This window comes from Klebsiella sp. I138 (genome assembly GCF_051131765.1).
Lineage (GTDB): Bacteria > Pseudomonadota > Gammaproteobacteria > Enterobacterales > Enterobacteriaceae > Klebsiella.
On sequence record NZ_CP180447.1, the window covers coordinates 47,624 to 60,985 of the forward strand.

The window sequence follows — 13,362 nt, forward strand, 5'->3', positions numbered from 1 at the left end:
TTTTATTATTCATCAATCAATGAATTGTCGACGTTTTCCCGGTGCCTGACAAGTTAAGGACGGCGAAGTTGCGACGCGGCTACGGACGATCAAATACCGCCAGCCAGATTCTGGCGGGGTGGCTGTTGGTAATTCCGTCGTTGGCGCATAATACTGTGTTCACGATACGTATCAGGCTTTTGGGCCGAGGGGTTAAAGGATGAAACCATTTCGTTTAGCGGCGCTGTCGCTGGCACTGTTGACGGCACTCTCACTGACCGCCTGTGATGACAGCGGTAAACCGCAGGCCGTAACGCCAGCCGGTTCTTCTGCTGCGGACACAGGAGCGGCAAAACCGGATAGCACGCAGCTGGCGACGCTGGCAGAAAAGAGCAAAGGCAAAGCACTGACGCTACTCGACGCCTCTGAAATCCAGCTGGACGGGGCGGCCGCGATGGTGCTGACCTTCTCTGTGCCGCTTAATCCCGATCAGGATTTCTCACGCAGCGTGCATCTTGTCGACAAAAAAAGCGGCAAGGTTGACGGCGCCTGGGAACTGTCGCCTGACCTGAAATCGCTGCGGCTACGCCATCTTGAGCCGAAACGTGAACTTATCGTCTCCGTTGACCCGACGCTGAGTGCCCTGAACGCCGCGACCTTTGATACCTCGTTTGAAAAAACCATCACCACCCGTGATATTGCCCCGAGCGTCGGCTTTGCCAGCCGCGGTTCGTTGCTGCCGGGCAAAGTCGTTGCCGGGCTGCCGGTGATGGCGCTGAACGTTGATAACGTCGACGTCAACTTTTTCCGCATCAAGCCGGAGTCGCTGTCCGCTTTCGTCAGCCAGTGGGAATACCGCAATTCATTAAGTAACTGGGAGTCCGATGAGCTGTTGAAAATGGCCGAGCTGGTTTACAGCGGGCGTTTTGACCTCAACCCGGCGCGCAATACGCGTGAAAAACTGCTCTTGCCATTGGCCGATATTAAGCCGTTGCAGCAGCCTGGCGTATACGTCGCGGTGATGAATCCGGCGGGGCGCTACAGCTACAGCAACGCCGCTACGCTATTTACGTTGAGCGATATCGGCGTGTCGGCGCACCGCTACCATAACCGGCTGGACGTCTTTACCCAGAGCCTTGAAGACGGTGCGGCCCAATCCGGTATTGACGTACAGCTGCTGAACGCGAAAGGGCAAACCCTGGCCCAGGCGAAAAGTGATGGTCAGGGCCACGTTACCTTGCAAACCGATAAAGACGCGGCGCTGCTGCTGGCGCGCAAAGACGGGCAAACCACGCTGCTGGATCTCAAACTTCCTGCGCTCGATCTGGCCGAGTTCTCGATTGCCGGCGCCCCGGGGTTCAGCAAGCAGTTCTTTATGTTTGGCCCGCGCGATCTTTATCGCCCGGGAGAAACGGTCATCCTCAATGCACTGCTCCGCGACGGAGATGGTAAGCCGCTGGCCGAGCAGCCGGTGAAGTTCGACGTGGTTCAGCCGGACGGCCAGGTTGTCCGCTCCCAGGTGAGCAAACCGGTCAATGGCCTGTATCAGTTTACCTGGCCGCTTGATAGCGGGGCGGCGACCGGAATGTGGCATATTCGCGCCAGCACCGGTGACAACCAGCCGCGCGAGTGGGATTTCCACGTCGAGGATTTTATGCCTGAACGCATGGCGCTGAATCTGACCCCGCAAAACGCACCGCTTTCCCCGGAGGCTGAAGTGCACTTTGCCGTTACCGGTGCCTATCTGTATGGCGCCCCGGCCAGCGGTAATCAGCTCCAGGGGAAACTGTTCCTGCGTCCTCTGCGTGATGCGGTCACGGCGCTACCGGGCTTCCAGTTTGGTGATATTGCGGAAGACAATCTCTCCCGTAGCCTGGATGAAGTCCAGATGACGCTGGATGAAAAAGGCCACGCCGATGTGACCACTGCCAGCCAGTGGCAGGATAGCCATTCGCCGCTGCAGGTGGTATTACAGGCAAGTCTGCTGGAGTCCGGCGGTCGCCCGGTTACCCGTACCGTACAACAACCGATCTGGCCTGCCGATACGCTGCCGGGGATCCGCCCGGAATTTGCCCTCAAAGATGTGTACGACTATCGCACCGACAGTACTGTGAAACAGCCGGTCGTCGATGAAAACAGCACCGCTGCCTTTGAGATTGTCTATGCCGATGCCAAAGGCGAGAAAAAAGCCGTCTCTGGCCTGCAGGTCCGTCTGATCCGCGAGCGCCGCGATTACTACTGGAATTGGTCTGATAGCGAAGGCTGGCAGTCGCAGTTCGATCAAAAAGATCTGCAGGAAGGCGAAGAATCACTGGATCTCCAGGCCGGGCAAACGGCGAAGGTGAGTTTCCCGGTGGAGTGGGGTTCCTATCGGCTGGAAGTGAAGGGGCCTGATGATGTCGTCAGCAGCGTGCGCTTCTGGGCGGGCTACAGCTGGCAGGATAACAGCGATGGCACCGGCGCCGCGCGCCCGGATCGGGTCATGATGAAGCTGGACAAAGCCGCCTACAAACCCGGTGATACCATCAAACTGCACATCGCCGCACCAGCGGCGGGTAAAGGCTATGCGATGGTTGAATCCAGCGAAGGGCCGCTGTGGTGGCAGGAAATTGACGTCCCGGCAAGCGGGATGGCTCTGTCGATTCCGGTCGATAAAAGCTGGAACCGTCACGATCTCTACCTCAGTACGCTGGTGATTCGCCCCGGGGATAAATCCCGCGCCGCGACGCCGAAACGAGCGGTTGGCCTGCTACACCTCCCGCTGGGGGATGAAAACCGCCGCCTGACGCTGGCGCTGGATGCACCGGAAAAGATGCGCCCGAATCAGCCGCTGACGGTGAAGGTCAAAGCCAGCGTGGCACAGGGGGAAGTGCCAAAACAGGTTAATGTGCTGCTCTCCGCCGTTGATAGCGGCGTGCTGAATATTACTGATTACGCCACCCCGGACCCGTGGAATGCCTTCTTTGGTCAGAAGCGCTACGGCGCGGATATTTATGATATCTACGGTCAGGTCATTGAAGGGCAGGGCCGCCTCGCCAGCCTGCGCTTTGGTGGGGATGGCGATGAACTCAAACGCGGCGGTAAACCCCCGGTTAACCACGTGACGATTATTGCCCAACAGGCACAGCCGGTTGTCCTGGACGATCGCGGCGAAGGGTCGGTTACGCTGCCGATAGGTGATTTCAACGGCGAACTACGGGTAATGGCTCAGGCGTGGACCGCCGATGATTTTGGCAGCAGCGATGAGAAAGTGGTGGTGGCGGCGCCGGTGATTGCCGAGCTGAACACGCCGCGCTTCCTTGCCAGCGGTGATGCGACCCGCCTGGCGTTAGATCTCCGTAACCTCACCGACAGACCGCAAACCCTGAATGTCGCGCTGACCGCCAGCGGTTTGCTGCATCTTGATGGCGCGGCCATTCCGCCGGTACAGCTGGCCCCCGGCGCCCGCAGTACGCTGTTTGTTCCGGTGAGCGCCCGCGATGGTTTCGGCGATGGCCAGGTCAACGCCACGATCACCGGTCTGAATCTGCCGGGTGAGACGATAACCCCGATGCAAAAACAGTGGAAAATTGGCGTGCGCCCGGCCTTCCCGGCGCAAACTGTCAATACCGGCGTAGTGCTGCAACCGGGTGAGCACTGGCAGGTGCCCGCCGGGCAAACGCAGGGCTTCTCGCCGGCGACCCTCCAGGGGCAGCTGATATTCAGCGGTAAGCCGCCGCTGAATCTGGCCCGCTACATCCGCGATCTGAAAGCCTATCCTTACGGCTGCCTGGAGCAGACCGCCAGCGGACTGTTCCCGGCGCTTTACACCAATGCGGCACAGCTCAAAGCGCTGGGCATTCCCGGGGACAGCGATGAAAAACGCCGTGCGGCGGTGGATATCGGTATTTCCCGGCTGTTGCACATGCAGCGTGATGACGGCGGATTTGCCTTGTGGGACAAAGAAGGGCCGGAAGAGTACTGGCTCACCGCCTATGCCATGGATTTCCTCGTGCGGGCGGGTGAGCAAGGTTATAGCGTGCCGGCGCAGGCGATGAATAACGGTAACCAGCGTCTTCTGCGCTATCTGCAGGAGCCCGGCCTGATGACCGTGCGCTATAGCGATGACGCGGCGGCCAGCCGCTTCGCCGCTCAGGCCTATGCCGGCCTGGTGCTGGCGCGCCAGCAAAAAGCACCGCTCGGTGCCCTGCGCGAAATCTGGAGCCGCCATGACCAGGCGCGCTCAGGTCTGCCGCTGTTGCAGCTGGGCATTGCCCTCAACGCAATGGGCGATGCGCCACGCGGTGAGCAGGCCCTGAAGCTGGCGATGAGTACGCCGCGCCAGGACACGAACCGCTGGCTGGGCGATTACGGTAGTGCGCTACGTGACGATGCGCTGAAGCTGGCTCTGCTGGAAGAGAACAAACTGCTGCCGGATGCGCAGAACGTGTTACTCAGCACCCTCGCGCAAGAGGCCTATGGCCAGCGCTGGCTCTCCACTCAGGAGACGAATGCGCTGTTTCTGGCCGGCCGGACATTACAGGACTTACCCGGCAACTGGCGGGCACAAACGTCGCTACAGGCACAGCCGCTGTCTGCGGATAAAGCACAGACCCGTAATTTGAGCGCAGAACAGCTGGCGGCCCTGCAGGTCAGCAACACCGGCGAACAACCGCTTTGGCTGCGTCTTGATAGCAGCGGATATCCGCTCACCGCGCCGCAACCTGCGGGGAACGTACTGGGCATTGAGCGGCAAATCTTTGACACCCACGGCCAGCAGAAATCGCTAACCTCGCTGCGTAGCGGCGAGCTGGTACTGGTGAAGCTGGAGGTAACCGCCAATCGCAACGTTCCGGACGCGCTGGTGGTAGACCTGCTGCCGGCTGGACTGGAGCTGGAAAATCAGAATCTGGCAAACAGTAGTGCCAGTCTGCAGGAGAATGGCGACGCGGTGCAGAACCTGCTTAACCAGATGCAGCAGGCGGATATTCAGCATATCGAGTTCCGCGACGATCGTTTCGTCGCAGCCGTGGCGATTAATGAAGGGCAGCCGGTGACGCTGGTTTATCTGGCGCGGGCGGTCACGCCGGGAACTTATCAGGTCCCGCAGCCGCAGGTGGAATCGATGTATATTCCGCAGTGGCGGGCGACCGGCTCCGCCAGCGGCCCGCTGACCGTTACGCCGTAAATGCGGCTGCAGGTTAATATAAAACGCCGCTGGCGCTGGCTGACGGCGTGCCTGTTTATGCTTTGGCTGGCGACGCTGGTAGCCGATCGCCTGTGGCCGCTACCGCTGCATGAGGTTACGCCGGCCCGGGTGGTGGTGGCTGAAGACGGCACGCCGCTGTGGCGTTTTGCTGATAATCAGGGCGTCTGGCGCTATCCGGTCACTCTCAATGACGTGTCGCCGCGTTATCTACAGGCCCTGATCCAGTATGAAGACCGCTGGTTCTGGCGGCATCCGGGCGTTAACCCATTGGCGGTAATTCGTGCCGCCTGGCAGGACCTGACCTCCGGGCGGGTTGTTTCCGGCGGCAGCACGTTGACCATGCAGGTCGCAAGGCTGCTCGATCCCCATCCCCGAACCTTCGGCGGCAAGCTACGCCAGCTTTGGCGTGCGCTGCAGCTGGAATGGCATTTATCAAAAAGCGAGATCCTGACGCTGTATCTTAACCGCGCGCCCTTTGGCGGAACGCTTCAGGGAATAGGCGCCGCCAGCTGGGCCTATCTCGGCAAACCCCCCGCGCAGCTCAGCTACGGTGAAGCCGCGCTGTTGGCCGTGCTGCCGCAGGCGCCGAGTCGTTTACGGCCGGACCGCTGGCCGCAGCGCGCCCAGGCCGCGCGGGATAAGGTGCTGGCGCGAATGCGTACCCAGGGGGTCTGGCCTGACAAGGCCGTGCAGGAAGCGATTGAAGAACCGGTATGGTTGTTTCCACGGCAGATGCCGCAGCTGGCGCCGCTTTTTTCCCGCCGTGTGCTGGCGAGTAGCCGTAACGAGAAAGTGGTGACGACGCTGGATGCCGGGCTCCAGCGTCAGCTGGAAGATCTGGCCCTCAACTGGAAATCGCGCCTGCCGCCGCGCAGTTCACTGGCGATCGTGGTGGTTGACCATACCAATATGAAGGTACGCGGCTGGGTCGGTTCAGCAGATATTACCGACGATAGCCGCTTTGGACATATCGATATGGTCTCGGCGATCCGTTCGCCGGGCTCGGTCTTGAAACCGTTTGTTTACGCTATGGCACTGGATGACGGGCTCATTCATCCCGCTTCTTTATTACAGGATGTTCCGCGCCGCTTCAGCGATTACCGCCCCGGTAACTTTGATAGCGGTTTTCATGGCCCGGTCAGCGCCAGCGAAGCGCTGGTGCGTTCCCTGAACCTCCCTGCGGTTCAGGTTCTTGAAGCCTACGGACCAAAGCGTTTTGCCGCGACCTTACGCAATGCCGGTTTACCGCTGAAGCTGCCGGCTGGCGCGGAGCCAAATCTGTCGCTGATCCTCGGCGGCGCGGGGGCAAAACTGGAGGATATCGTTGCCGGTTATAGCGCATTCGCCCGTCATGGCAACGCCGCGCGGCTGCGGATGACGCCCGACGCACCGCTGGTGGAAAGACCGCTGCTGTCACCGGGTGCCGCGTGGATAGTGCGGCGTACTCTGGCCGGAGAAGCGCAGCCGGTTCCTGATGACTCGCTGGTTCAGGTGGTTCCGCTGGCGTGGAAAACCGGCACCAGCTACGGCTATCGCGACGCCTGGGCGATTGGGGTAAATGCGCGCTATCTGATCGGTATCTGGACCGGACGACCGGACGGCACTCCGGTAGTGGGGCAGTTCGGTTTTGCCAGCGCGGTGCCATTACTGAACCAGGTGAATAATATGCTGCTGGCGCGGCCGATGACGGGGCGCGGCGGGTTGCCCACCGACCCGCGTCCGCAGACGGTTAGCGCGGCAACGATTTGCTGGCCCGGCGGGCAGAACCTGCCGGCAGGCGATACTAACTGTCGTCGTCGGCTGGCCACGTGGCTGCTGGATAGCAGCCAGCCACCGACGCTGTTGCTGCCGGGCCAGGAACAAGGGCGCGGTATTCGCTTCCCGGTCTGGTTAGATGGGCAAGGGCGGCGGGTCGCAGCAGATTGTCCCGACGCCATACGCAAGAGCATTGATGTCTGGCCGCTTCCGCTGGAGCCATGGCTGCCTCCTGCTGAGCGGCGCGCTGCCCGTCTGGGAGGCGTTTCTCCCGATTGCCCACCGCCCCAGACCACGGATGTGGCTCCGATGGTGCTCTCAGGGGTACGTGATGGTGCGGTAATTAAGCGTTTACCGGGAGAGACGCGGGTGATGTTGTCGTTGCAGACGACCGGCGGCGAAGGGCGGCGCTGGTGGTTTCTCAATGGCGAACCGCAGGCCGCGGCTGGCGCCAGCGCAACGCTGTCCCTGGAGCGGCTTGACCGCTATCAACTGGTGGTCATGGACGAGAGCGGTCAGGTGGCGGCGGCGAATTTTACGCTGCAATAGCGGGGGACGCTCAATCCCCTGTTTTATGTGTTGCTAAAACTCGTCTTATTTTAACAAAATGTTACCTTCATCCATAGGCAGCGCCGGCGTTGCTCATTATAATGCGCGCCAGGCCATACGATCGTATGCGCAACAACAGAACATTTTATTAGAGGTAATCATGGCTATTGAACGTACTTTTTCCATCATCAAACCAAACGCGGTGGCAAAAAACGTTATTGGCGGCATCTTTTCTCGCTTTGAAGCTGCAGGGTTCAAAATCGTCGGCACCAAAATGCTGCACCTGACCGTTGAACAGGCTCGCGGTTTCTACGCTGAGCACGAAGGTCGCCCATTCTTTGACGGTCTGGTTGAGTTCATGACTTCCGGCCCGATCGTTGTCTCCGTTCTGGAAAGCGAAAATGCCGTGCAGCGTCACCGTGACCTGCTGGGTGCAACCAACCCGGACAACGCGCTGGCAGGTACTCTGCGTGCAGATTACGCGGACAGCTTCACCGAGAACGGCACCCACGGTTCCGACTCCGTTGAATCTGCCGCTCGCGAAATCGCGTTCTTCTTCGCTGAAGGCGAGGTTTGCCCGCGCACTCGCTAATCTCCCGCGTCTTTCACGCCACCGCTTTGTTGGCTTTATTCGCGCACCCCGGTCACCGAGTTATCTCTGCTGTCGGAGATTTGCGAATTTGCCGCCTCGCTGTGACGCGAAATACTTTGGAGATTCGTCGCCTCGGCTTTACGACAATCGAAAAGCCATAGAGGATTAAGTACGCAGCAACAGATTTTTTCATCATTGCCACGTGCAAACGTGGTATTGATGCAGCAGAATTTGTACAATGCAGCGCCCCTGGACGAGCACTCGTTTATAGGGGCGTTTCTTTTTTTTAACCCACCTGGGGCCATAACGTGTAACAACGAGGCCGGAAAAGATTATGTCTGAACATATTGTCACACCTGATACCGCCGTTCTGACGGTGCCGAACAAAGATGCCAAAATCAACCTGCTGGACCTGAACCGTCAGCAGATGCGCGAGTTTTTCAAAAACATGGGCGAGAAGCCCTTCCGCGCCGATCAGGTGATGAAATGGATGTATCACTATTGCAGCGACGACTTTGATGATATGACCGATATCAACAAGGTGCTGCGCAACAAACTGAAGGAAGTCGCGGAAATTCGCGCACCGGAAGTCGTTGAGGAGCAGCGCTCCAGCGACGGGACTATCAAATGGGCGATTGCCGTGGGCGATCAGCGCGTAGAAACGGTTTATATTCCGGAAGACGATCGCGCGACTCTGTGCGTTTCATCGCAGGTAGGTTGTGCATTAGAGTGTAAATTCTGCTCGACGGCCCAACAGGGCTTTAACCGTAACCTGCGGGTTTCTGAAATCATCGGGCAGGTATGGCGTGCGGCGAAAATCGTCGGCGCGGCGAAAATTACCGGCCAACGTCCAATTACCAACGTGGTAATGATGGGGATGGGCGAGCCGCTGCTGAACCTGACCAACGTCGTCCCTGCGATGGAAATCATGCTGGATGACTTCGGCTTTGGTCTCTCTAAACGTCGCGTGACGCTGTCTACTTCCGGCGTGGTACCGGCGCTGGATAAGCTCGGCGATATGATCGACGTGGCGCTGGCCATTTCCCTGCATGCGCCGAACGATACGATTCGTGATGAGATCGTGCCGATCAACAAGAAATATAACATTGAGACCTTCCTGAATTCGGTTCGCGGCTATATTTCGAAGTCCAACGCTAACCAGGGCCGCGTTACCATCGAGTACGTTATGTTGGATCACGTCAACGATGGCACCGACCACGCCCATGAGCTGGCGGCGCTGTTGAAAGATACGCCGTGCAAGATCAACCTGATCCCATGGAACCCGTTCCCGGGGGCACCGTATGGCCGTAGCTCGAACAGCCGTATCGACCGTTTCTCCAAGGTGCTGATGGATTATGGCTTCACGACAATTGTGCGTAAAACGCGCGGCGATGATATTGACGCCGCCTGCGGACAGCTAGCCGGCGACGTTATCGACCGTACCAAACGTACGCTGCGTAAACGTATGCAGGGCGAAGCCATTGATGTGAAGGCGGTCTGATAAATGACGCAGCGCGCGGCATGAAGCGTGTGCTGCGTATTTATGCCTAATCGCCAGGCGAAATACGCGGATTCGGGCAATAATTACGGTGCGTTTTTGTCGACTTTGAGGCAGTATGTAGCGGCACTACAACCGCTTAGCATTCAATATTGATAAGTATCTGTGATAGTGGGTTATACGGACTTATACTCTTTGTATGACGTTTAGCAGATGTTTCGCGGCGCGGGTTTAACCGGCGCTGAACTTTAAATTCACGTACCAGTAGTTGTCGAATGAACACTGAAGCCACTCAAGACCATCAAGAAGCAAATACGACGGGCACGCGTCTACGTAATGCCCGCGAACAACTCGGACTCAGCCAGCAAGCGGTGGCGGAGCGCTTATGCCTGAAAGTTTCCACGGTTCGTGATATTGAAGACGATAAGGCGCCGGCCGACCTGGCCTCAACATTCCTGCGCGGTTATATCCGCTCCTATGCGCGTCTTGTACATATTCCCGAAGAAGAACTGCTGCCAATGATGGCAAAGCAGGCTCCGATTCGCGCCGCGAAAGTTGCGCCGATGCAGAGCTTCTCTCTGGGCAAACGCCGTAAAAAGCGTGATGGCTGGCTGATGAGCTTCACCTGGCTGGTGCTGTTTGTGGTGATTGGCCTCAGCGGTGCCTGGTGGTGGCAAGACCACAAAGCTCAGCAGGAAGAGATCACATCGATGGCTGACCAGTCAAGCGCTGAACTGAATGCGGGCGACAGCAGCCAGAATGTTCCACTGGATACCGGTGCCGGCAATGCGGCACCGGACAGCTCAGCTAATATCGCCAATAGCGCACCGGTTGACTCTTCGCCAGCGCCAGTGGCCACGGCTCAGGCTCCGGTTGATAATAACGCTGTTGTGGCACCATCTCAGGCCAATGTGGATAACGCACCGGCCGCAGCGGCCCCGGCTTCTCCGTTGCCAACCACCCCGGCTAACGCAACCGCTTCGGCGGCTGCGGCGCAGGATCTGGTACTGAACTTTTCTGCCGACTGCTGGCTGGAAGTGAGCGATGCAACCGGCAAAAAACTGTTCAGCGGTTTGCAACGTAAGGGCGGTAACCTGAATCTGAGTGGTCAGGCACCTTATAAGCTGAAAATTGGTGCCCCGGCGGCGGTGCAGATTCAGTATCTGGGTAAACCAGTCGATTTGAGTCGTTTTATCAGAACTAACCAGGTTGCGCGTCTGACCCTCAATGCCGAACCATCACCGGCGCAGTAACAGACGGGTAACGCGGGAGATTTTTCATGCATAACCAGGCTCCGATTCAACGTAGAAAATCAAAACGTATTTACGTTGGGAATGTGCCGATTGGCGATGGCGCCCCTATCGCCGTACAGTCGATGACCAATACTCGCACCACCGATGTGGCTGCGACAGTAAACCAAATCAAAGCCTTAGAGCGCGTTGGCGCGGATATCGTCCGCGTCTCCGTTCCGACAATGGATGCGGCAGAAGCGTTCAGGCTCATCAAGCAGCAGGTCAACGTCCCGCTGGTCGCCGATATCCACTTTGACTACCGTATCGCCCTGAAAGTGGCGGAGTACGGCGTGGACTGTCTGCGTATCAACCCGGGTAACATCGGTAACGAAGAACGTATCCGTATGGTGGTTGATTGCGCCCGCGATAAAAATATTCCTATCCGTATCGGCGTGAACGCCGGTTCACTGGAAAAAGATCTGCAGGAAAAGTACGGCGAGCCGACGCCTCAGGCGCTGCTGGAATCAGCAATGCGCCATGTCGATCATCTCGATCGTCTTAACTTCGATCAGTTTAAGGTCAGCGTGAAGGCATCTGATGTTTTCCTGGCCGTTGAGTCCTATCGCCTGCTGGCGAAACAGATCGATCAGCCGCTGCACCTTGGGATCACCGAAGCCGGTGGCGCACGCAGCGGTGCGGTGAAATCGGCGATCGGCCTGGGGCTGCTGTTGTCCGAAGGGATCGGCGATACCCTGCGCGTCTCCCTGGCCGCGGATCCGGTGGAAGAGATCAAGGTTGGCTTCGATATCCTGAAATCTCTGCGTATTCGCGCCCGCGGTATTAACTTCATCGCATGCCCAACCTGTTCGCGTCAGGAGTTCGATGTTATCGGTACTGTTAACGCGCTGGAACAGCGTCTGGAAGACATCATTACGCCGATGGATATTTCGATTATTGGCTGCGTGGTGAACGGTCCGGGTGAAGCGCTGGTCTCTACGCTTGGTGTGACCGGCGGTAATAAAAAAAGCGGCCTGTATGAAGACGGCGTGCGTAAAGACAGGCTGGACAACGACGATATGATCGATCAGCTGGAAGCGCGAATCCGTGCGAAAGCCTCGATGCTTGATGAAGCGCGTCGTATCACCGTTCAGCAGGTCGAAGAGAAATAATCCGGGGCGGTGTATCACTTCCCGTGTATGATTGAACCTGCAGACGCGCGGCGTCGGGGTTCATTTTTGTATATATATAAAGAGAATAAACGTGGCAAAGAACATTCAAGCCATCCGTGGCATGAACGATTATCTGCCGGGCGAGACCGCTCTCTGGCAGCGCATTGAAGGCTCACTGAAACAGGTGCTCGGCAGCTACGGTTACAGCGAAATCCGTTTGCCGATTGTAGAGCAGACCCCGTTATTCAAACGCGCGATCGGTGAAGTCACCGACGTGGTTGAAAAAGAGATGTATACCTTCGAGGACCGCAACGGCGATAGCCTGACGCTACGCCCGGAAGGGACGGCGGGCTGCGTACGTGCCGGCATCGAACATGGTCTCCTGTACAATCAAGAACAGCGCCTGTGGTACATCGGGCCAATGTTCCGCCACGAACGTCCGCAAAAAGGGCGCTATCGCCAGTTCCACCAGATGGGTGTTGAGGTTTTTGGCCTGCAGGGCCCGGATATTGACGCTGAGCTGATCATGTTGACCGCGCGCTGGTGGCGTGAGCTGGGCATCGCTGACCACGTTGCGCTGGAGCTGAACTCCATCGGTTCACTGGAAGCGCGTGCTACCTACCGCGATGCGCTGGTTGCCTATCTTGAGCAGTTTAAAGATAAGCTCGACGAAGACTGCAAACGCCGCATGTATACCAACCCGCTGCGCGTGCTGGATTCCAAGAATCCGGAAGTGCAGGCGCTGCTGAACGACGCACCTGCGCTGGGCGACTATCTGGATGAAGATTCCAAAGCGCATTTCGCCGGGCTGTGTGCCCTGCTGGATGATGCCGGTATTCGCTATACCGTGAACCAGCGTCTGGTTCGTGGCCTGGATTATTATAACCGTACCGTGTTTGAGTGGGTCACCACCAGCCTCGGTTCTCAGGGAACGGTCTGTGCTGGCGGTCGTTATGACGGTCTGGTGGAGCAGCTGGGCGGGCGTGCAACGCCGGCCGTAGGCTTCGCCATGGGACTGGAACGTCTTGTTTTACTGGTTCAGGCAGTAAATCCGGAATTTAAAGCCGATCCTGTTGTCGATATATACCTGGTAGCCGCCGGAACCGACACCCAGTCAGCAGCAATGCGTCTGGCTGAGCGGATTCGCGATGAGCTGCCCGGCGCTAAGCTGATGACCAACCACGGCGGCGGCAACTTTAAGAAACAGTTTGCCCGCGCGGACAAATGGGGCGCTCGCGTTGCTCTGGTGGTCGGTGAATCAGAAATTGCTGACGGAAACGTGGTAGTGAAGGATTTACGCTCAGGTGAGCAAACTACCGTAACGCAGGATAGCGTTGCTGCGCATTTGCGCGCACTTCTGGGTTAATCTCCCGGGAATCATTAGTCAGGAGAAGGACTGC

The 13,362-nt window shown here is 58.1% G+C and carries 7 protein-coding genes; all 7 read left to right on the forward strand.

The window, feature by feature from the left end; translation table 11 throughout:
- The first annotated feature begins 199 nt into the window (after positions 1 to 199).
- The 7 genes from ACMYSK_RS00225 (at position 200) to hisS (ending at position 13,328) form a co-directional block, all read left to right on the forward strand.
- Complete coding sequence (locus ACMYSK_RS00225; RefSeq protein ID WP_434639304.1) at positions 200 to 5,146, forward strand: alpha-2-macroglobulin family protein; 4,947 nt, start codon at positions 200 to 202, stop codon at positions 5,144 to 5,146.
- On the forward strand, positions 5,147 to 7,471 hold the full coding sequence (gene pbpC / locus ACMYSK_RS00230; RefSeq protein ID WP_434639305.1) for a peptidoglycan glycosyltransferase PbpC: 2,325 nt from the start codon (positions 5,147 to 5,149) through the stop codon (positions 7,469 to 7,471).
- 160 nt (positions 7,472 to 7,631) lie between these two features.
- Complete coding sequence (gene ndk, locus ACMYSK_RS00235; RefSeq protein ID WP_041146713.1) at positions 7,632 to 8,063, forward strand: nucleoside-diphosphate kinase; 432 nt, start codon at positions 7,632 to 7,634, stop codon at positions 8,061 to 8,063.
- Between the two features lie 334 nt (positions 8,064 to 8,397).
- Positions 8,398 to 9,564, forward strand: a complete 1,167-nt coding sequence (locus tag ACMYSK_RS00240) for a bifunctional tRNA (adenosine(37)-C2)-methyltransferase TrmG/ribosomal RNA large subunit methyltransferase RlmN (RefSeq protein ID WP_434639306.1) — start codon at positions 8,398 to 8,400, stop codon at positions 9,562 to 9,564.
- Positions 9,565 to 9,836: 272 nt separating this feature from the next.
- Complete coding sequence (gene rodZ, locus ACMYSK_RS00245) at positions 9,837 to 10,814, forward strand: cytoskeleton protein RodZ (protein WP_434639307.1); 978 nt, start codon at positions 9,837 to 9,839, stop codon at positions 10,812 to 10,814.
- A 26-nt stretch (positions 10,815 to 10,840) separates the two neighbouring features.
- Positions 10,841 to 11,962: a flavodoxin-dependent (E)-4-hydroxy-3-methylbut-2-enyl-diphosphate synthase gene (ispG, locus tag ACMYSK_RS00250; RefSeq protein WP_434639308.1), complete on the forward strand. Its 1,122-nt coding sequence runs from the start codon at positions 10,841 to 10,843 to the stop codon at positions 11,960 to 11,962.
- Positions 11,963 to 12,053: 91 nt separating this feature from the next.
- Positions 12,054 to 13,328 carry a histidine--tRNA ligase gene (gene hisS, locus ACMYSK_RS00255; RefSeq protein ID WP_434639309.1) on the forward strand — a complete coding sequence of 425 codons (1,275 nt, stop codon included), beginning with the start codon at positions 12,054 to 12,056 and terminating at the stop codon, positions 13,326 to 13,328.
- Positions 13,329 to 13,362: the final 34 nt, after the last annotated feature.